This is a genomic window from Streptomyces sp. NBC_00414, from assembly GCF_036038375.1.
Classification (GTDB): domain Bacteria; phylum Actinomycetota; class Actinomycetes; order Streptomycetales; family Streptomycetaceae; genus Streptomyces.
Map to the genome: position 1 here is coordinate 1,357,041 of NZ_CP107935.1, position 19,064 is coordinate 1,376,104.

General features: G+C 70.6%; 17 protein-coding genes and 1 riboswitch. Of the genes, 11 read left to right on the plus strand and 6 right to left on the minus strand.

What is annotated here, in order from left to right; translation table 11 throughout:
* The first annotated feature begins 87 nt into the window (after nt 1–87).
* The 6 genes from OHS59_RS05990 to OHS59_RS06015 all read left to right on the plus strand — a co-directional run bounded on the left by OHS59_RS05990 (nt 88) and on the right by OHS59_RS06015 (nt 5,802).
* Entirely contained in the window at nt 88–789 is a 702-nt protein-coding gene (locus OHS59_RS05990) for a TetR family transcriptional regulator (protein WP_328499069.1), read from the plus strand.
* Nucleotides 790–906: 117 nt separating this feature from the next.
* Nucleotides 907–1,368 carry a Zn-ribbon domain-containing OB-fold protein gene (locus tag OHS59_RS05995; protein WP_328492351.1) on the plus strand — a complete coding sequence of 154 codons (462 nt, stop codon included), beginning with the start codon at nt 907–909 and terminating at the stop codon, nt 1,366–1,368.
* Nucleotides 1,369–1,432: 64 nt separating this feature from the next.
* On the plus strand, nt 1,433–1,942 hold the full coding sequence (locus OHS59_RS06000; RefSeq protein ID WP_328492352.1) for a mycothiol transferase: 510 nt from the start codon (nt 1,433–1,435) through the stop codon (nt 1,940–1,942).
* Between the two features lie 237 nt (nt 1,943–2,179).
* A complete protein-coding gene (locus OHS59_RS06005; protein ID WP_328492353.1) occupies nt 2,180–3,310 on the plus strand; it encodes a tetratricopeptide repeat protein in 1,131 nt (376 codons plus the stop codon).
* On the plus strand, nt 3,307–4,395 hold the full coding sequence (locus OHS59_RS06010; RefSeq protein WP_328492354.1) for a polyprenyl synthetase family protein: 1,089 nt from the start codon (nt 3,307–3,309) through the stop codon (nt 4,393–4,395). The genes OHS59_RS06005 and OHS59_RS06010 overlap by 4 nt, the downstream gene beginning before the upstream one ends.
* Nucleotides 4,396–4,551: 156 nt before the next feature.
* A complete protein-coding gene (locus OHS59_RS06015) occupies nt 4,552–5,802 on the plus strand; it encodes a right-handed parallel beta-helix repeat-containing protein (protein ID WP_328492355.1) in 1,251 nt (416 codons plus the stop codon).
* A 78-nt stretch (nt 5,803–5,880) separates the two neighbouring features.
* Here the strand turns inward: OHS59_RS06015 and OHS59_RS06020 are convergent, their stop codons facing one another.
* The gene (locus OHS59_RS06020; protein WP_328492356.1) at nt 5,881–6,180 is read right to left on the minus strand and encodes a hypothetical protein; all 300 of its coding nucleotides are present in this window, start codon (nt 6,178–6,180) and stop codon (nt 5,881–5,883) included.
* Nucleotides 6,181–6,365: 185 nt separating this feature from the next.
* Here OHS59_RS06020 and OHS59_RS06025 point away from each other — a divergent pair, with 185 nt between their 5' ends.
* The 3 genes from OHS59_RS06025 (at nt 6,366) to OHS59_RS06035 (ending at nt 9,097) form a co-directional block, all read left to right on the plus strand.
* A complete protein-coding gene (locus tag OHS59_RS06025) occupies nt 6,366–6,737 on the plus strand; it encodes a nuclear transport factor 2 family protein (protein ID WP_328492357.1) in 372 nt (123 codons plus the stop codon).
* Nucleotides 6,738–7,082: 345 nt separating this feature from the next.
* On the plus strand, nt 7,083–7,937 hold the full coding sequence (locus OHS59_RS06030; RefSeq protein WP_328492358.1) for a hypothetical protein: 855 nt from the start codon (nt 7,083–7,085) through the stop codon (nt 7,935–7,937).
* 204 nt (nt 7,938–8,141) lie between these two features.
* Nucleotides 8,142–8,228, plus strand: a riboswitch (ZMP/ZTP riboswitch).
* A gap of 20 nt (nt 8,229–8,248) precedes the next feature.
* Nucleotides 8,249–9,097, plus strand: a complete 849-nt coding sequence (locus OHS59_RS06035; protein ID WP_328492359.1) for a bifunctional 5,10-methylenetetrahydrofolate dehydrogenase/5,10-methenyltetrahydrofolate cyclohydrolase — start codon at nt 8,249–8,251, stop codon at nt 9,095–9,097.
* Nucleotides 9,098–9,120: 23 nt separating this feature from the next.
* Here the strand turns inward: OHS59_RS06035 and OHS59_RS06040 are convergent, their stop codons facing one another.
* Both OHS59_RS06040 and OHS59_RS06045 read right to left on the minus strand, forming a co-directional pair.
* Entirely contained in the window at nt 9,121–10,128 is a 1,008-nt protein-coding gene (locus tag OHS59_RS06040) for a CU044_5270 family protein (RefSeq protein ID WP_328492360.1), read from the minus strand.
* Nucleotides 10,121–10,669, minus strand: a complete 549-nt coding sequence (locus OHS59_RS06045) for an RNA polymerase sigma factor (protein WP_328492361.1) — start codon at nt 10,667–10,669, stop codon at nt 10,121–10,123. The genes OHS59_RS06040 and OHS59_RS06045 overlap by 8 nt, the downstream gene beginning before the upstream one ends.
* Before the next feature lie 105 nt (nt 10,670–10,774).
* Here OHS59_RS06045 and ctaD point away from each other — a divergent pair, with 105 nt between their 5' ends.
* Together ctaD and OHS59_RS06055 are read left to right on the plus strand one after the other, a co-directional pair.
* Entirely contained in the window at nt 10,775–12,436 is a 1,662-nt protein-coding gene (gene ctaD / locus OHS59_RS06050; protein WP_328492362.1) for an aa3-type cytochrome oxidase subunit I, read from the plus strand.
* A gap of 5 nt (nt 12,437–12,441) precedes the next feature.
* Nucleotides 12,442–12,786, plus strand: coding sequence for a hypothetical protein (locus tag OHS59_RS06055; RefSeq protein WP_328499070.1), 345 nt, complete (start codon nt 12,442–12,444; stop codon nt 12,784–12,786).
* A 453-nt stretch (nt 12,787–13,239) separates the two neighbouring features.
* On the opposite strand, the gene OHS59_RS06060 is transcribed toward OHS59_RS06055, so the two are convergent.
* From OHS59_RS06060 to OHS59_RS06070, 3 genes are all read right to left on the minus strand, one after another.
* Nucleotides 13,240–14,679 (minus strand): M6 family metalloprotease domain-containing protein, encoded by a 1,440-nt coding sequence (locus OHS59_RS06060; RefSeq protein ID WP_328492363.1) that lies wholly within the window; start codon nt 14,677–14,679, stop codon nt 13,240–13,242.
* 162 nt (nt 14,680–14,841) lie between these two features.
* The gene (locus tag OHS59_RS06065) at nt 14,842–16,704 is read right to left on the minus strand and encodes an endoglycosylceramidase (RefSeq protein WP_328492364.1); all 1,863 of its coding nucleotides are present in this window, start codon (nt 16,702–16,704) and stop codon (nt 14,842–14,844) included.
* A 113-nt stretch (nt 16,705–16,817) separates the two neighbouring features.
* Nucleotides 16,818–18,905 (minus strand): translation factor GTPase family protein, encoded by a 2,088-nt coding sequence (locus tag OHS59_RS06070; RefSeq protein ID WP_328492365.1) that lies wholly within the window; start codon nt 18,903–18,905, stop codon nt 16,818–16,820.
* Between the last annotated feature and the right edge of the window lie 159 nt (nt 18,906–19,064).

Below are 19,064 nucleotides of genomic sequence, written 5' to 3' on the forward strand. Positions count from 1 at the left end.
CGTCTCCCGTCCGGTGCTAGGTTCCCCACCATGAGCGAGGCACCCCGTCCCGACCAGGCGGCCGACGTGACCCACCCGAAGCCGCCGATGCGGGAGTCCCTGGTGGCGGCGGCGTTCCAGCTGTTCGTGGAGCGGGGGTACGAGCAGACCACCGTCGACGACATCGTGGCCCTCGCCGGTGTCGGACGCCGGTCCTTCTTCCGGTACTTCCCGTCCAAGGAGGACGTGGTCTTCCCGGACCACGAGGGCTGCCTGGCCGAGATGACCGCCTTCCTGCGCGACAGCGGCCCCACGCACGAACCGGTGGAACGGGTCTGCGACGCGGCGCGCCTGGTACTGCGCATGTACGCCGAGAACCCGGCGTTCTCCGTCCAGCGTTACCGGCTCACCAGAAAGGTCCCGGGGCTGCGGACGTACGAACTCTCGGTGGTCTGGCGGTACGAGCGGGCGCTGGCCGAGTATCTGCGCGGACGCTTCACGGGCCGGCCCGACGGGACGCTGCAGGCCGACGTCATCGCCGCGGCCGTGGTCGCCGCACACAACAACGGGCTGCGCTCCTGGCTGCGTTCGGACGGCCGGAGCGACGCGACCGCAGAGGTGGACCACGCCCTCGCCCACGTCCAGCGGGCGTTCGGGCCGGACAGCGCGACGCACGGCCCGGCGCGGGAGCCGGAGGCGCCGGACGGGGGCCGCGACGACGACGTGGTCGTCGTCGTCTCCAGGCGCGGCGCCCCGCTGTGGCGGGTCGTCCAGGAGATCGAGACCATGCTCGCCCGCGATCCCGACTGATTGAGGGTACTGAGTGCCTTTACCTGTGGCACTGCGTGCCATATTCTGAGGCTGTGCCCGGTGCCGCTCGCACCTCGCACGTCTTCGGATTCCGGCCAGGCGCAGGGAGATGACATCGTGTTCCACCGAGGAAGCGGGACCACGACGGGCCTACTCGACCCGACCACCGTCCCGGAGACGGCGACGGGAACGGCGACGGCGACGACCGCGGGACCTGTCGAAGAGGGGCTCCTCTACCAGCGCTGCCGCTGGTGCGGGACCAGCACGTTCCATCGGCTGCTCTGCCCGGTCTGCGCGGGCAGCGACCTGCGTACGGAGCGCAGCGCGGGCCTCGGCGTGATCCGCCACGCGACCGTCGTGCAGCGCAACACCCCCGGCGCCCGCAATGTGTCGCTCGTCGAGATGGCGGAGGGGTTCACGGTGCGGGGCCGGGTCTCGGGGCCGCTCGTCGCGATCCGCACCGGCGACCGGGTCCAGCTCACCACGGCGACGGATCCCGTGCGCCGCGAACCCGTGTTCAAGCTCTGCGACGAGCCGTTCTCCGGGTCGCACTTCGGCTCGTACTCCGGCTGGCACTGAGGCGTTCCGCGGCGCCGCGGGGGACACTGGCCGGGACGCATTTCCACGGAGCCCGGAGGGACCCATGCACGCCAAGGACGTTCTGGTCGAGGCCTACGGCCGCATCAAGGACGAGGTGCACGCCGCCGTCGTCGGCCTCTCCCCCGACGAGCTCAACGCCCGGCCCGGCGGCGGTGCCAACTCGATCACCTGGCTGATCTGGCATCTCACCCGCGTCCAGGACGACCACGTCGCCGACGCCTTCGGCCTGAAACAGGTCTGGCTGTCGGCAGGTTGGGCGGACCGCTTCGCGCTTCCCCTCACCAAGGACGACACGGGGTACGGCCATGACTCGCGGCAGGTCGGCGAGGTCCGGGTGGACTCGGCCGACCTGCTCACCGGCTACTACGACGCCGTGCACGAGCAGACCCTGCGGGCGCTGCGCGACCTGCGCGCCGAGGACCTGGACCGCATCGTCGACGAGAACTGGACCCCGGCCGTCACCCTGGGAGCCCGCCTGGTCAGCGTGCTCTCCGACGACCTCCAGCACGTGGGCCAGGCCGCCTACGCCCGAGGGCTGTCGCCCGCCGGCTGAGCGGCCCGCCGACCGTCCGCCCGGCCTCCTGACGCAGTGATGTACACCTCAGAGGCAACCCCGCCGCCGCGATCCTCGTCCTGATCCACAACGAGGTGGCGCGGCGGCGCCGGTGACCCGTCGAATCCAGGACAGCGATCCGAGGCGAAGAACCGGGGCACTATACACAGCACGTATACATACTGTGTATAGAGAGGTCCGCCGCGCCCACCGGAACCGGCGGACCGAAAGGCACCCATGTACGGCAAGGCATTCGCGCCCGAGTACCAAGGCGCGCTCACCACCCTGTCCGTGAACTCCTCCCTGGTCGACGTACTGGCCGCGGGCACCGAGCAGTTGCGGGCGGCCGAGCGCTCCGGAGCACAGGGCGAGGCGGCCCGCTCGGGTCTCGCGGTCGCGGAGGCACACCGGCGGCTCGGGCAGGTGGGCGACGCCGACCGGGCGTGGAAGGCGAGTTACCGCGCGGCCCGCGAGGCGAAGGACACGGCCGCGATGGCATGGGCCCTGTGGAGCGGCGGCACGCTGGCACGCCAGCGCGGGGCGCTCCCGCTGGCCTGGCGTCTGCTCGGGCTCGCCGCCGAACTCGGCGAACAGGGCGGCGACATCGTCGTACGCGGCTACTCGCTGGCCGGGATGGCGGAGACCGGCCGTATCCAGGGCGACTACGCGGCGGTCGGCGCGCTGCACGAGCAGCTGCTCGCGGAGGCCCGTAGGCGCGGCGAGGCGCGGCACACGGTGTGGGCGCTCGAGGGCATAGCGCAGATGCACCGCAACACCGGGTCGTACGACACCGCGTACGCGATGTTCGAGGAGGCCGCGGAGATCGCCGGCCGGGCCGAGGACCGGCGCGGTCACGCGTGGGCGCTGCGCGGCCTCGCCGACATCGTGTCCGTGCGCGACGGCGACGCCGACCGGGCGCTCGGCCTGCTCTCCGAGGCGGAGGTGACCTGCCGTGAGATGAACCTGTCGAGCGCGCTGGCCTACAACCACAAGATGCGGGGCAACGTCCTGTACCGCGCCGGGCGTTACGCGCAGGCGCGGGACCTCTACGAGCAGGCCCTGTCGGAGTTCCGCGCGATGAGCGAGCCCCGCGGGGAGGCCCTTTCCCGGCTCGGCCTGGCCAAGTCCCTCGCCCGCCTGGGCCGCGACCTGACCGAGACGGCGGCCGAACTGGCCGACCTGGCCTCGGTGTTGGAGCAGATCGGCCTCCGGCACGCACGTCGCATGGTGTCCCGGGCACAGACCGAACTCGGCATCGAGACGACCGCCCAGCCCGAGTCCGCCACCCTTGGCTCCGGTGCGGGCGCGAGCATCCCGCCCGCCGCCGCACCCCCGGCCGCCCGGGCCGACGCGGGGAGCCGACGATGACCACGATGTCCTCCGCGCTGTCCCCCTCCCGGCCCGCCGCAGGCACCGGCACCGGCACCGATGAGCGCGCATCCCATCTCCTGGAGCGCTGCCGCACCCTCGTGCGCCCCGCGCTGGCCGAAGCGGTCGGGCGGCTGCATCCGTGGGTGGGCGAGATGGCCGCCTACTCCTTCGGCTGGTGCGAGCCAGGCGGCGCGCCCGTGTCCGCGCCGGCGGGCGGCAAGGGTCTGCGGCAGGCCCTCGCCGTGCTGGGCGCGGAGGCGGCCGGGGCCCCGGAGAGCGCGGGGGTGACCGCGGCCGTCGCGGTGGAACTGGTGCACACCTTCTCCCTGCTCCACGACGACATCATGGACGGCGACCCGACCCGGCGCGGGCGTCCCACGGTCTGGAAGGCGTACGGCACGGGCCCTGCCGTCCTCGCGGGCGACGCGCTGTTCGCCCTGGCCGTGGAACGTCTCGCCGCCACACCCGGCACCGACATCCCGTCAGCCGTACGTCATCTGTCCTCCGCGCTCAACGACCTCGTACGCGGACAGGCCGACGACCTGCTCTTCGAGAGCCGCCCCTGGACGGGCCCGGAGGCGGTCCGCCCCGACGAGTACCGCGTGATGGCCGAGCACAAGACCGGTGCGCTGCTGGGCTGCGCGACCGCCCTGGGCGCCGTGCTCGCCGGTGCCCCGCGCGAGACGGTCGCCGCGCTCGACCGCGCCGGCCGTCATCTGGGCGTGGCCTTCCAGGTGGTCGACGACCTCCTGGGCGTCTGGGGCGACCCTGCCGTCACGGGCAAGCCGGTCCACGCGGACCTGCTCCGGGGCAAGAAGACGTTCCCGGTGCTGGCCGCGCTCGGCTCTCCGGCCGCCCGGCCGCTCGCCCGTCTCCTGAACTCCGCCGAGGCCCTCGACGCGACGGCCGCCGGATGTGCCGCCGCCCTGATCGAGGACGCCGGTGGCCGCGGGGCCGCCCTGGCGGAGGCCCGTCGGCACATCGCCGTCGTCGACGCCTGCCTCGACAGCCTCCCCTCGGCGTCGCGCGCCACCGACGACCTGCGGGCACTGCTCGATTTCCTCGTACGCCGCGAGATGTGACCGACTCCGGTGTCCCACACACCTCTTGACGCCGCAGAAAGCCCTTGCCACACTCACCGCGCCCCACCGTAGAAAACGCTTGCTACGACCTTGGGCCGGGCAGGCGGCGAACCCCCCACACCCCCACAAGACCATCCCCACACAGGAGAAGACGAGATGGGACGCAGAGCCGCACCTCACCTCACTCGCTCGACCCCACAGACTCCGGCCGACCGGGCGCGCGGAAGGCGCGCCGGTGTCGTCGCCGCGTGCGCCACGATCCTGGTCACGGCGGCGGCCCTGCTCACCGCTCCGGCGAGCGCGGCCCCGCAGACCCCGGCCCCACGGGCCCCGCAGGCCCCGCGCCAGGCGGCGGCAGCGTGCGGCGAGGGCTCGTACCAGGCCGATGCCACGCTCAGCGGCAGCACGTGGACCGCCCGGCGCGGCAGCGGTGTCGTCTACACCGGGACCGACATGCGGGCCGCGATACAGGCGGCCGTCAGCAGCCTCACCGCGGGGCGTACGTCGAAGGAACGCGTCGTCGTACGCGGCTCGGGCAGCATCAGCGCCGGAGCCAGGGTCTCCCTGCCCAGCTACACCGTGCTCGACGTGTGCGGCACCATCAACGTCACCGGTTCGGGCACCGGCGACCAGGCACCGGTCTACGCACGCGGCGTACGGGACATCGAGGTCCAGCACCTCAACGTCACCGGAGCACCGCTGTACGGCATCTTCATGCGCAACGTCACCAACGTGGTCCTCGGCCAGATCGACATGCGCCTGTCGGCCGGTCTGGGCGTACGCATCGACAACCGCGGCGACACCACCCAGTGGACCCGCAACGTCCGTATAGACAACGTGTACGTGTCCGGGGCGAGCAGCCACGCCGTGGAGACGTACGGGGTCGACGGCATCACCATCGGTACGGTCACCGCGCGCGACGTGGGCGAGTCGGGCCTGCTCCTGAACCAGACCGTCAACGCCACCGTCACGAAGGTGGACGCGGACGGCGCGGGCACCGGCACCGGGTACGCGGCCTTCCGGATGGCCAACCGCAACGGCCGGATCGGCAGCAGCTACGCGACCAACGTGCGGGTCGGCGAGGTCGTCGCGCGCGGGGGCGGCCGGGGCGTCTTCTGTGTCTCGGAGAGCGGCGGCGCGACCATCGACCGGGTCACCATCTCCAACACCGGCAACAACGCGATCCTGATCGAGAACTGCTACAACGTGAACCTCGCCGCGCAGAGCGGGAGCGTCACGGGTGGCGGGGAGATCCGGCTGGCCGCCCGCACGGAGTTCCCCAACAACTCGGACATCGTCGTCCAGAACCTGACGGTGACGAACTCCGTGATCAGGGAGAGCCCCTGCGGCGTCAACACGACGTTCCGCAACAACACCCTGGTCAACAGCACACAGAGCATCTGCTGACGACGTGGGCGTGTGCCTCTGTACGAGGCACACGCCCACGGTTTCGTCCGGTACTCGACTACTCGACTACTCGACGGCTCAGTACTCGATCGCCGGGAGCAGTCCGGTGACGGGGGCCGCCAGGTCGGTCACCTGGTGCAGCTGCTCCAGCTGGTAGAGGCCGTTCAGCTGGTTGAGGTTCTGGATCCCGTCGGAGATCTTCGGAATCTTGTTCCGGTGCTCGACGGGAAGGTCGCTCACGGCGATCGAGTCGAGCTCCGCGATCGGGTCCAGTTTTCCCGTCTCGGGGACCGTGGCGGCGCCCGCGGACGGTACGGCAAAACCCGTGACGCTGATGGCGAGGCCAACGGCGGCGACAATACGTCGTGTTGAGATCATGCTTTCAGCAACGGTGACAAGCTGCCTGCAGACACGGCCGCGCCCGGCCCCTCACCCGGGAGGCGCATCGGTACGGCTGCGCTTGCCGAGGTTCCCGTGCCGGAGGAGGCTGTGAGGAGGCCCTCTGCGGCCCGCTCCGCACCGCGGGCCGCGGCCTTCGCCAGTGGTCCACAAGGAGGTCCATCATGGGCACCGCGGCAGGCCCCGGCTTCGACACCGAAGCGTTGCGCCGGGGCATCGAAGGCCAGGACGCGACGGCACTGCTGTCGCTGTACGCGAACGACGCGGAGCTGCGCGTGGTCGACCGCGACACGCAGCCGAGCCACCCGATGGTCATGCACGGCCGCGAGCAGATCGGCAGGATGCTCGACGACGTCTACGGCCGCGACATGACGCACAAGCTGGATCAGTGCGTGGTCCAGGGAGATCACGTCGCCTTCCAGGAGTCCTGTCTGTACCCGGACGGCACCAGAGTGCTCGCGAACTCGATGATGTCGCTGCGCGACGGCAAGATCGTCGATCAGACCGTGCTCCAGGCGTGGGACGCCGAAGAGTGACACGAGGAAGCGCGCGGAAGAGTGGCACCGGAGAACAGGAAGCGGTGTGAGAGGTGATGCCCAAGGTCCAGATCACATCCCGTCTGACCTGGACCTTCTCGGCCCGGCTGAGCCCGGGTCGGGCTCCGTTCCGGTCCCCGCGCCCCCTGCGGCCCCGACCGGATCGTGGAGCGGGCAGGCGAGTGTCCACTTGTCTTCTCGGATCGGCTCTTCGGACGGCACTGCGGGCAGCGCGTCCTCGACGGTGATCCTCTTCCGACGCCCGGAGACGTAAGTGGCCCGACGTCCTGAAGTCGGGCAATAGTTTTCTTGTGGATAGTTTTTCTGATTACTACCTTCCTCGCCATGACAGAGACGAGTACGACCCACGCCGTCCTCCCGGTGGACGAGGTCGCCGCAGCGGCGCGTGAACTCGCCCGGGCCGGACGGTGGCAGCGCGCGTTATGCCTCCTCGACGCCACCGTCACGACCGAGCCGCGCGACCGGGCGGCGCTCGCGCTCGCCGGTGCCCAGATCGCCCTGGAACACGACTGGTTCGGCGGTACGGACACCGCGGGCGCCCGGATCGCCGCCGCGGACAGGGCGGTTGACGGACTCACCGAACCGGTCGGGCGCTGGGACCTGGACTTCGTACGGCTGCGGCACGTGTACTTCCGGCTGCTGCTCGGCGACGGGACGTTCCGGTTCGGTCCGGCGGGCAAGGATCCCGCCGAGCTGGCGGCACTGCGCAGGCGTGCCGAGGAGTTGTGCGAGCGGGCCGCCGACGACACGCGCCGGGGCTGGGCGCGGATGTATCTGGGGCTGATCGTCGACAACCTGTTCGCCGAGCGGGACGAGGCGCCCGCGCACTACGAACTCGCCCTGCGCGCCGGGGAGTCGGCCGACGACCTGCTGGCCCGCGAGGCACTGCGCCACCTCGGCGACCACGACCACGACAACCTCGACCACGACCGGGCGCGCGAGCGCTGGACCCGGGCGACCGCCCTCGGCGCCCGCGCGGGGAACGTCCCCGGCACCCTCTCCCAGCAGATGCTGCTGTCCGTCCTGGCCCGCGACGCGGGTGACGAGCCGGCCGCCACGGCCCTCGCCACCGAGGTGGCACGCTGGGCGGGCGCGATCGGGGCGGTCCGCGTCGAGGCCCAGGCAACCGCCTTCCTGACAGGCACCGACCCGACGACAGTCCCGGAGACCGAAGCCTGAAACCCGCGCCCCACCGCAAGGACACACCCCACAAGGAGCGCGAGGAACTACGCGGTCAGCCCCCACCGACCCACACCCACAGGGGCGCGAGGAACTGCGCGACCGCCCCCCAACGGCCCCCACCTTCAGGGGCGCGAGGAACTGCGCGGCCAACCCCCACCGACCCGCACAACAAATACGACACCCCCAGCGGAGCGTAAAGTGGCCGCAGGCCGTGACTGGCGCTGAGGTGGACCACCACCGGGGAGCGGCCCGACGAAACCGTCTGAGCCGCGCGCCTGGGCATCCTCCACGACGCTCAGGAGCGGCACATGTCCCAGGCCACACTCATGGACGGCACCGGTCTCGCCCGGCGGATCGTCGAGGAGACGGCGCAGCGCGCCGCCGACCTCACCGGACGCACCGGGGTGGCGCCCTGCCTCGCCACCGTACTGGTGGGCGAGGACCCCGCCTCCGTCACCTACGTACGCATGAAGCAGAACCGTTCCCGCAAGGCCGGGATCGCCTCACGGCACGTGAGCCTGCCCGCCGCGACGACGACGGCCGAACTGATCGGCACGCTCTCCGGGCTGTCCGCCGACCCCACCGTGCACGGCATCCTGCTCCAGCACCCGATGGGGCACCACATCGACGAGCGGGCGGCTTTCGAGGCGATCGCCCCGGAGAAGGACGTCGACGGGGTGACCCTGGCGTCCTTCTCCGCGATGAGCTTCGGACTCCCCGGCTTCGCCTCCTGCACCCCGGGCGGGATCATGCGGCTCCTCGACGCGTACGACGTCGACCCGGCGGGCAGGCGGGCCGTCGTGGTGGGCCGCAGCGCGATCCTCGGCAAGCCGGTGGGCATGCTGCTGCTCGGCCGCGACGCCACGGTGACGTACTGCCACTCGCGTACCGCGGACCTGTCGTCGGTCGTGCGGGAGGCGGACATCGTGGTGGCGGCGGTGGGCCGGCCCCGGCTGATCCGCGGGGAGGACATCAAGCCGGGCGCGGTCGTCGTCGACGCCGGTTACAACGCGGGCAACGTCGGTGACGTCGACTTCGACGGCGCCCGTGAGCGGGCCTCGCTGATCACTCCCGTACCCGGTGGGGTCGGTCCGATGACGATCGCCACGCTGCTGGCGCAGACCGTCGAGGCGGCCACCCGGCAGACCGGCGCCTGATCAAGCTGATCGGGGGGCGAGCGTCAGCGGATCCACGCGCTGTAGTCCATGACGTCGCCCGCCTCGACGCCGTACTCGGGCTCGTCGGCGGCGGCGGTGGCCTCCAGGCCGAGGACGGCACCGGTGGCCGGGTCCATGACCAGCATCCGGCGGTAACCGGTGCCGTCGTACACGTACGCCTGACCGGGCCGGCCGAGGCGGTCGGTCACCTGGCCGACCGGCCGCAGCCCTTTCGCGTCCGCCAGCAGCCGGGCGAGCGCCGCGTTCTCCCGGGCGCCGAGGGTCCAGGTGTCGAGCAGGACACCTGCCGCGTCCAGCAACTCGCTCGTGGTCAGCGGGGTGTCGCTGTGCTGCGCCTCCCGCAGATAGGCGCGCAGCCGCGTGGCGTCGCGCGGAGGCGGCGCCTGGGGCGGGGCGTCGCTCCAGCTCGGCGGGAAGGTCTGCTCGCTGATGACGTGCCCGTCGTCGACGAGGCGCGGACCGCCGTCCGCCTCGGACAGGACCGGCCGGCCGGGGTGGCGCGGGTCGGTGGCGACGACCAGTTCCGTGTGGCTGTCGTCCGCGTTCCAGCGCATGACGCGTTCCACGGGGAGTGTGATCGGCGGCTCGTCCTCCGACATGCCCACGCTCCACGACTGCACATGCGTGCCCTTGCGCAGCCCGGGCGACCCGTCCGCCGCATCCCGCTCGGCACGCTCGACCATCCGGTCCAGGGGTACGGGGGTGGAGTCGGCCCGGACCACCAGCGGGCGGGGCGCGGCCACGGCGGGGGTGGTGCTCGGACCCGCGACGAGGAGTGCGGCGGCGGTCACGGCCACCGCCGCGCTCGCCGCGAGCGCCCAGACGAAGCGCGTACGGCTGCGCGGCGGTCGGCGCTCGCCGCCCACGCCCGCGCCCGCGCCCGCGCCCGCGCCCGCCAGGAGGTGGTCGAGGTGGCTCTCGGCCTCGCGCCCCAGCGGGCCTTCGCCGAAGCGGGGGTCACCGGAGGGCACCGGGTTGGCGCGGCGCAGCAGTTCGAGTTCGTCAGCCATGGCCCTGCTCCTTCTGGGTCTCGACGCCGAGGGGCACTGTGATCCGCATGCGGTCGATCTCGGCTCTGAGGCGACGGCGGGCACGGTGCAGCCGCATCGCCGCGGCCCGGCTGCCGCAGCCCAGGGCCACGGCGACCTCGTCGACGCCGAGTTCCTCCCAGGCGGTGAGCCGCAGTATCTCCTGGTCGGAGGGGGAGAGCCGGGCCAGCGCGTCGTGCACCCAGGCGGCGGGCGGCTCGGAGTCGGGGCTGTCCACGATCTGTCTGCCGTGCGCGGTCTCGTCGTTCCCGAGCCGGTCCATCAGCCGCCGGCGGCGCCCATAGCCGCGTACCGCGTTCGAGAGGCAGTTGCGTGCCACGCCGTACAGCCAGGGAAGAGGGGTCGCGGGCAGGTCGGACCGGCGCCGCCAGGCGACGGTGAAGACCTCCGCCACCACTTCCTCGACTTCGCTCGTCCGGCCGTCCAGTCGCCGCGCAACATAGCGGCTGACCGCCCAGTAGTGCTCGCGATAGGCAGCGGCGAAGATCTCGTCGTTGCTCATGTCCCTTACGTGTCCGGCAGGTCCTCGATCGTCACACCTGTTCCGGTGATCCTTGTCGCTTCGCCCAAGTGTGACGTCGGGGCGGCTCTCGGACACAGGCGGGGCATGGAGAGCAACACTGTCATCGCGGCGCCCGCGCCCTCACGTACGGGCCGCCGCCCCGGGTTCGCCGCCGTCCGCTGGCTGACCACCACTGACCACAAGACGATCGGCACGATGTACCTGGTCACGTCGTTCGCGTTCTTCTGCGTCGGCGGCGTCATGGCGCTGCTGATGCGCGCCGAGCTGGCCCGTCCCGGCACGCAGATCATGTCGAACGAGCAGTTCAACCAAACGTTCACGATGCACGGCACGATCATGCTGCTGATGTTCGCCACCCCGTTGTTCGCGGGGTTCGCCAACTGGATCATGCCGCTGCAGATCGGCGCGCCCGACGTGGCGTTCCCGCGGCTGAACATGTTCGCCTACTGGCTGTACCTGTTCGGCTCGCTGATCGCGGTCGGTGGCTTCCTCACCCCGCAGGGCGCGGCCGACTTCGGCTGGTTCGCCTACAGCCCGCTGTCCGACGCGGTCCGCTCGCCGGGCATCGGCGCCGACATGTGGATCATGGGTCTGGCCTTCTCCGGCTTCGGCACGATCCTCGGCGCGGTCAACTTCATCACCACCATCATCTGCATGCGCGCGCCCGGCATGACGATGTTCCGTATGCCGATCTTCGTGTGGAACGTGCTGCTCACCGCGGTCCTGGTGCTGCTGGCCTTCCCCGTGCTCGCCGCCGCGCTGTTCGCGCTGGAGGCGGATCGGAAGTTCGGGGCTCATATCTTCGATGCCTCGAACGGTGGGGCGTTGCTGTGGCAGCACTTGTTCTGGTTCTTCGGGCATCCGGAGGTGTACATCATCGCGTTGCCGTTCTTCGGCATCATCAGCGAGGTCATCCCGGTCTTCTCCCGCAAGCCGATGTTCGGCTACATGGGCCTGATCGGCGCGACCATCGCCATCGCGGGTCTGTCCGTGACGGTGTGGGCGCACCACATGTACGTCACCGGCGGTGTGCTGCTGCCGTTCTTCTCCTTCATGACGTTCCTCATCGCCGTGCCGACGGGGGTGAAGTTCTTCAACTGGATCGGCACCATGTGGCGGGGTTCTCTGTCCTTCGAGACGCCGATGCTGTGGGCCACCGGGTTTCTGATCACGTTCGTGTTCGGTGGTCTGACCGGTGTCATTCTGGCGTCGCCGCCGATGGACTTCCACGTGTCGGACTCGTACTTCGTGGTGGCGCACTTCCATTACGTGGTGTTCGGCACGGTCGTGTTCGCGATGTTCTCCGGCTTCCACTTCTGGTGGCCGAAGTTCACCGGCAAGATGCTCGACGAACGCCTCGGCAAGATCACCTTCTGGACGCTGTTCATCGGCTTCCACGGGACCTTCCTCGTCCAGCACTGGCTGGGCACGAACGGAATGCAACGCCGGATTCCCGACTATCTGGCGGTGGAAGGGCTCACGTTCCTCAACACTCTCTCCAGTATTTTCTCGTTCGTCCTCGGGTTGTCGCTGCTGCCGTTCTTCTACAACATCTGGAAGACGGCCAAGTACGGGGAGAAGGTCGAGGTCGACGACCCGTGGGGGTACGGGCGTTCGCTGGAGTGGGCGACTTCCTGCCCGCCGCCGCGGCACAACTTCGTCGTGCTGCCGCGGATCCGTTCCGAATCCCCGGCCTTCGATGTGCACCATCCGGAAATCGGTGCGGCGCAGAGGGTTCTGCGGTGACCGCGATGGATGGCCGGCCGGTCGATGCGGGTGCGCTGATCAATGAGGTGGAGGGGCATCTTCTGATCGAGGCCACGCTTGGTGACGGGCGGCTTGAGGCCGCGCGGTTCACTCGGCAGTTCGGGTGGCTCACCGAGGGGCAGCGGGCGGAGGTGGAGGAGAGGTTCGTGGGGGTGTACGTGGGGTTGGCGCGGGCCTCTTGGGAGCGGACGGAGCGGCGGGGGGTTCAGTTGCGGGGTGAGTACGAGGAGGTTTATCGGGGGTTGCGGCGGCGGCTGGTGTGGGGGTTTCTGGTCGGCGCGGCCACGGTGTTCTTTGCTGCGGTTCTTCTTTTCCCGGTTGCCCGGTGATTTCGGTCCCGCCCTCCCGTCGTTGGTCACCTGCGGCCCGGTGGGGGTTGGCCGCGCAGTTCCCCGCGCCCCTGCAAGATTGCGCCGTTCCCCGCGCCCCCCAAAAAGCCGCGCAGCCCCTCGCCGCCTCTCAAAGCCGCGCAGTTCCTCGCACCCCTAAAAGACTGCGCCGTTCCCCGCGCCCCTGAAAAGGGGACGGCCGAGGTGCGCCCTCCAGGGGCGCGAGGAACTGCGCGAACGCCCCCATCGGACCCGCACCCTCAAAGCACGGACACCCCCGCCCCTTCGGGGGCGCGGGGAACTGCGCGAACGGCCCCCGCCCGGTGGTCGGCCGCCACGGAACGAACAGGCCCCCGGCCCACCCCTCCAGGGACGCGGGAAACTGCGCGGACGGCCCCCACCGGCCCCCCTGGTCGGCCGGAGGCCGGTTGTCGGGCGTGGCGTTCAGATGCGTCACGCCACAGTGATGTGGACCGTCATCTCGTCCGCCCCCGCCGTCCCCACCGTCTCGACAGTGACCCCCGTCCACGTGCCGTCGGGCAAGTTCAGGGCAGGCGACGTCTTCTCGCCCACCGTGTTCCGGTCCTTGAACGGGTACAGGTCGTCGCTGTCACCCCGGTTCCCCCGCCCGAACATCCGCGAAAGGTCCCCCCGGCCGTCGGCCTGGAGGAGTTCTATCGCGAGGTTCTGCTCGTCGTTGACGTTGTCGATCGACTCGTCGACGACGTACACGGCGATCCCCTCGTCGGGCAGGAAGGCGTCCTGTCCACGCCGACGGCGGTACTCGACGAGGATGTACTGACTGTCGGTCATCGTCTCGGGGTTCTGGACGAACACGGCGCTCCCGTCCTCCGCGGCGGGCCGCAGCCTGATGTCACGGGTCGTCTTGTTGACCACCTGGGGCTCGATCCAGCCGTGGAACATCCGCAGCATGGCCGTCGGGAACACCGGCGTCAGCCCGCCGTTGCCCCATGAACCGCCCGCCATGAGGCAGTAGTTGCCGAGCCCGGCCGACCGGGTCAGCTGCTGCTGTCCGGTGTCGTAGTAGTCGGCCCAGCGCGCCGCGAGGTGGCCCCACTCATGGGCGCAGACCCCGACGGCGCAGTCCTCGGGCACGGTCAGGAACGTGCGGACCGACAGGCCCGGCGCGACCTCGACACCGCCGGGGATCGTCCACTTGAGGCTCCACAGGTCGCCGCGCTGGGTCGTCTGCTCGGCGCCGCGCCCGGCATGGATGACGAACAGGGCGGTGACGGCGCCCTCGTCGAGTGCGTCGAAGGAGGTGAAGTCGACCCCGGCGGCACGGGCCGCGAGTACGGCGTCACGCGCCAACCCCTGCGTGTTGCGGGGGAAGTTGGAGTTCATGCCCGAGTTGCCGTCGGCATAGAAGGACAGCGGCTGCGGCATCCGGAACCAGCCGTGCACCGCCCCCTGGATGTCTATGCCGGTGGTGGGCGAGGTGTCGAAGCCACTGACCTGGCGGTAGAAGGAACGCATGCTGCCGCTCGGGAACTCCTCCAGACCGAAGAGCATGCTGTCGTAGTGGCCGGGACCGTGGTCGGCCTCGTGCGGCTGGTCGGGGAAGTCGACGAGCAGCACCAGCGTCCGTACCGTGCCCCGGAGTTGCGCGGCGGGGCGGGTGATCAGCTGCTTGTCGGTGCTGGGCCCGGAGTCGATCGCCCCGTCGTCGAGACCGACGAGGTTCTCGCCCCTTCGGCCCGCGCGCCATACGGAGTAGTACTCCTCGAAGGTCGTGTTCTTGGGCAGGCGGCGTTCCTTGCGCAGTTCGAGATAGCGGGCGTAGAGCTGCGCGAGAGCCTGCGGCGACAGCGGTACGGGGCAGGCGGCGGAGCAGTCGTGCGCTGGTCGTACAGGGCTGAGCGTATGACGCATCAGGCACCCCCTTCAGGGGACGAACCCCTCTTTGCCGGATACGGAGGATCCAGAGGAAACCGGCCCTGATGAGGCCGTAAGCCCTCTCCTATCCGGGGGTGGCCTCGCTGTCAATGTCCGTCCGGGGCACAGCCGTTGGAGACCTCAAGCGGAACTCGGCCGTCAACCCATCGCCGTGGCGACCCAGTTCGCCAGCTCGGTCCGGGCGGCGTTCAGCAGCGCCGCCGACGGGGCGCTCGCGCCGTTGGTGACCAGGGCGTAGTGCAGGGTGCCCGTGTCCGCGGCGGTCAGCAGGAGCCTGCGGCTGCCCGTGCCGCCCGGTTCGCGTGCTGCCGCGATCGGTGTGGTCCTGGTGTACGCGGGCGGCGAGGCCGTCACCCCGAGGTCCGAGACGACCGTCGTGGAGGCGGTCGGGAAGGACGCCGGCAGGTGCAGTTCGGTGGGCTCGGCGCTGCCGTCCGAGCGCCACACCTGGAGCGCGTACTGGCCGGAGCCGACCAGTTCCGCCACCCGTGGCAGTGAGCTGGGGACCGGATTCCAGGTCAGGGTGGTGGAGCCGTCCCGTGAGCGGTCCTCGTAGGTGAAGGCGACCGTTCTGCCCGCCGTGGCGCTCGGGTAGACCCGGTCGAGGAGCCTGGCGTCCTGGCGCAGCACGGCCGTCCCGGAGTCGTCGAGGCGTACGGCGGAGAGGTCCTCGTCGTTCCAGGCGTCACCGGTGGTGAGCACCTTGTCGGGGTTGCCGTTCATCAGCTCGTGGTGCCGGCCGTTGTAGATGTCCCACTGCCACTGCGAGCCGGACAGGACGGGACCCGACTGGGTGGGAGTGGTCCACCAACTGCCGCCCTTCACACGGGAGTCGAGGGCCTGGTACATCGCCTTGAGGACGGTGGGCGCCTTGTCGGAGACGGTTCCGGCGAGGGGGTGGCCGAACTCGCTGACGACCGCCGCCGTGCCGGTGGCGGCGGCCCGGTCGCGCACGGTGCCGAAGTCGCCCACGTACTGGCCGTTCTCCGCCTTGCCCCACATGAAGACGCCCGAGATGGCCTTCTGGTCGTAGAAGTGGGTGTTGAAGACATAGCGCGGGCCGAGGGTGCCCGAGTCGAGGAGGCCGCCCTCCTGCTTCTGGAAGTCGATGTTGGCGTTCCAGAAGAGGTTCGGCTCCACGAAGGCGGGCTTGCCCTGCCAGCCCGCCGCGTCCATCCGCGCCCGGAACTTCACGTAGAACGGCCAGAGCACGTCCTTCTCCCACGCCCGGCTCGTCTGACCCGAGTCGTAGATGCCCGCGTGCGGCTCGTTGTACGGGTCGAAGCCGACGACGCCCGCGAACTGGGCGTCGCTCAGGTGCTGTTCGACGTAGGCCATGGTGGTCTGCGCGGTGGTGAGGAACGCGTCCTGGAGGCCGTACGCGTTGTGCCAGAAGTCGTACGTCGCCTCCGTGACGGCCGCGTTCGAGGTGATGTTCTGACCCCAGAAGGGGCAGATGCCGCAGTACTCGTCCGGGTAGTCGCCCGTGTCGACGGCCCACTTGGGGGCGCCGTCGCCCGTGTACCAGCTGTCGGGGTCGAAGAGGTGGCGCGAGTAGAGGTCCTGGTGGAAGTCGGGGTAGATCTTGATCCCGGCGTCCAGGAAGGCACTCATCTGGGCCGTGGCCGCGGCCAGGTACGCGGTGTCGACCTGGCCGCGCACCGGTTCGGCGTACGCCCACGAGAGCAGGAAGCGCACCGAGTTGCCGCCGCCGAGGGCGCGCAGCGCGGTCGCCGACTTCCTGGCGTCGGCGACCGAGGCGAACGGCAGGCCGTGGTTCTCCGCCAGCTTGGTCTCGCCGGAGACGTTGTAGCCGCGCAGCACGACCTCGCGGCCGAGACCGTCGGTGAAGCGGCCGTTCTGGACCGTGAGGGTCGCGGCGGCTGCCGGGTCGAACCACAGGTCGTCGGGGAGGGCGGTGGCGGGCTGGGCTCCCGCGGTCGTCAGCAGACCGGTCAGGAGGACGAGGACGCCGAGCAGATGCGCACGCAACTTCGACATGTTCACAACAGTCCCGTGCGCGTCTTTGGCCCGTCAAGCCTCCTGACTTGAGAGTAAGTCACCTTTCTTGAAAGGTTGTTGTGGAAATCGTCTGGTAACGAGCCAAGTCGCGTTCAGACCCGCCGGGCCACGTTGAGCAGGTACTCCTTGCGGTTGAGCGGGTTGTGATCGGTGCGCGGCCGCTCCGGGACCGGACCGCGGCCGACCGGCGCGTAGTGGTCGAAGGCGGCCTCCAGTTCACCCTCGCCGCGGGTCAGCCCCGGCAGCTGCCGCTCCAGTGCGTGAACGTGCGCCGCGGGGACCGACCACTCCAGCACGCACGTCCCGCCCCGGGTCTCCGTCACCCGCGGCACGGCCCGCAGCCCGGCGAGGACCGGCAGGAGCGCGCCCAGCGTGTCCGCGGGGGCTTCGAGTCGGATGCGGTGCATCGGCTCGTACACCTGGGTGCCGGCCCGGCGCAGGGCGTCCATGAGGACGAGCGGGGTGAGGCCGCGGAAGTCCGCGCCGGTGCTCGACATGCTCTTGTCGAAGCCCTGGTGCGCGTGGCTCTGCCGGGGCGAGTAGCCGGACCGCGTCATCGTGACCGTGCAGTCGGTGACCTGCCAGCCGTGGATCCCCTGGCCCAGCACCGCCTTCACGGTGTCCTCGACGGCCTTGAAGAAGGCGTACGGCATCCCGCCCAGCTCGACCTCCAGCCGGAACTTGACGCCTAAGCCGACCGGCGCCGGGTCGACGCGCAGTCCGACCGTGGCGAGGAACGGGTTGGCGTCCTCGCCGTTGCACTCGACCGCCTCCCCGCTGCCGACCGGACGCTCCACGCAGATCGTCGTCGTCTCGCGGAAGCCCACGTCGAGGCCGAACTCGTCGGCCAGGGTCGCCTGGACGACCTCCTTCTGCACCTCGCCGTAGAGGGACACGGAGATCTCCTGCCGGGTCTCGTCATGGCGCAGGTCGATCAGCGGGTCCTGCTCGGCGAGTTGGGTGAGGGCGGTGTGCAGGGCGCCCTTGTCGGCGGGCCGGCACGGGACGACGACCGTTTCGAGCGTGGGCGGGGAGAAGTAGTGCCGCCCCGCCGGCTCCGCGGGCCCCACCGACCCCGCCGACCCGACCGGCTCCCCCGTCCGCTCGCCGGACCGCTCACCCGGCACCCCGATGGTGTCGCCGATCCGGATGCCGGCGAGTCCCCGGAGGGTGCCGATCCGCCCGGCGGACACGGACGTCTCCCGCCTGGCCGCGCCCCGCTCGAAGACGCTGATCCCGGTGACCTTTCCCTGTCGGCGGACACCGCCACCGCCTCCACCACCGCCTGTGAAATCGCCGCCACCGTCGCCGAACGTCAGCGCGTCACGGACCCGCACGGTCCCCGAGAACATCCGCACGTACGCGATCTTCTCCCCCGCGGGCCCCCGCTCGACCTTGAAGACGGTTCCGGACACCGGGCCGTCGGCCCGGCCTCCGGCGGCCGGCAGCAGTTCCCTGATGCCGGAGATCAGGGCGTCCACGCCCGCGCCCGTCATGGCGGAGCCGAAGAACACCGGATGGACCCGCGCCCGCCCGGTCTGTTCTGCGAGCGCCGCGCCGAGTCGGCCGAAGGGGACCGTGCCGTCCGCCACGTACGAGGCGAGGAGTTCGTCGTCGTGCGCCGAGAGGACGTCGAGCATGCCGGTCGCGCCGGAGCCGGACCCCGTGTGCGGGATCGTCCGGGCGTCGCGCGTACCCAGGCCGTCGACCAGGGCCATCGGCACGATCGCCGGAGTGAGCCGTTCGGAGACGCTCCGCAGCACGCGGTCCGTGTCGGCGCCACGGCGGTCGATCTTGTTGACGAAGATCAGGGTCGGGATGCGCAGCCGTCGCAGTGTCCGCATGAGGACGCGGGTCTGCGCCTGGACGCCCTCCACGGCCGAGACCACGAGCACCGCGCCGTCGAGCACGCCCAGTACCCGCTCCACCTCGGCGATGAAGTCCGGGTGGCCGGGGGTGTCGATGAGATCGACCGTGACGTCGTCGATCTCGAAGGAGACGACGGCCGACTTGATGGTGATACCGCGCTGTCGTTCCAGCGCGAGGGAGTCGGTCTGTGTGCTGCCGTCGTCGACGCTGCCGATCTCGTCGATGATCCCGACGGTGTGCAGCAGCCGCTCGGTCAGGCTGGTCTTACCGGCGTCGACGTGGGCCAGAATGCCCAGGTTCAGTGCGTGCACCGCGTGTCATGTCCTTTGGAGTGAGGGGGATTCCTTCCTGGGCGGACATGAACGATGCGCGCATTGCTGCTCCTTGGTCCCGGACGACGACAGTGCCTTGCGGCTGATCCCCCGCAGTGCAGCAGGCGCCCGCACCCGGCCGCAACGGATTAACGCTCA

Excerpts from the sequence above, each read along its gene's own strand:
- OHS59_RS05990 (WP_328499069.1), top strand. The coding sequence starts at position 88 with ATGCGGGAGTCCCTGGTGGCGGCGGCGTTCCAGCTGTTCGTGGAGCGG.
- OHS59_RS06000 (WP_328492352.1), top strand. The coding sequence starts at position 1,433 with ATGCACGCCAAGGACGTTCTGGTCGAGGCCTACGGCCGCATCAAGGAC.
- OHS59_RS06005 (WP_328492353.1), top strand. The coding sequence starts at position 2,180 with ATGTACGGCAAGGCATTCGCGCCCGAGTACCAAGGCGCGCTCACCACC.
- OHS59_RS06010 (WP_328492354.1), top strand. The coding sequence starts at position 3,307 with ATGACCACGATGTCCTCCGCGCTGTCCCCCTCCCGGCCCGCCGCAGGC.
- OHS59_RS06015 (WP_328492355.1), top strand. The coding sequence starts at position 4,552 with ATGGGACGCAGAGCCGCACCTCACCTCACTCGCTCGACCCCACAGACT.
- OHS59_RS06020 (WP_328492356.1), bottom strand. The coding sequence starts at position 6,180 with ATGATCTCAACACGACGTATTGTCGCCGCCGTTGGCCTCGCCATCAGC.
- OHS59_RS06025 (WP_328492357.1), top strand. The coding sequence starts at position 6,366 with ATGGGCACCGCGGCAGGCCCCGGCTTCGACACCGAAGCGTTGCGCCGG.
- OHS59_RS06030 (WP_328492358.1), top strand. The coding sequence starts at position 7,083 with ATGACAGAGACGAGTACGACCCACGCCGTCCTCCCGGTGGACGAGGTC.
- OHS59_RS06035 (WP_328492359.1), top strand. The coding sequence starts at position 8,249 with ATGTCCCAGGCCACACTCATGGACGGCACCGGTCTCGCCCGGCGGATC.
- OHS59_RS06040 (WP_328492360.1), bottom strand. The coding sequence starts at position 10,128 with ATGGCTGACGAACTCGAACTGCTGCGCCGCGCCAACCCGGTGCCCTCC.
- OHS59_RS06045 (WP_328492361.1), bottom strand. The coding sequence starts at position 10,669 with ATGAGCAACGACGAGATCTTCGCCGCTGCCTATCGCGAGCACTACTGG.
- ctaD (WP_328492362.1), top strand. The coding sequence starts at position 10,775 with ATGGAGAGCAACACTGTCATCGCGGCGCCCGCGCCCTCACGTACGGGC.
- OHS59_RS06055 (WP_328499070.1), top strand. The coding sequence starts at position 12,442 with ATGGATGGCCGGCCGGTCGATGCGGGTGCGCTGATCAATGAGGTGGAG.
- OHS59_RS06060 (WP_328492363.1), bottom strand. The coding sequence starts at position 14,679 with ATGCGTCATACGCTCAGCCCTGTACGACCAGCGCACGACTGCTCCGCC.
- OHS59_RS06065 (WP_328492364.1), bottom strand. The coding sequence starts at position 16,704 with ATGTCGAAGTTGCGTGCGCATCTGCTCGGCGTCCTCGTCCTCCTGACC.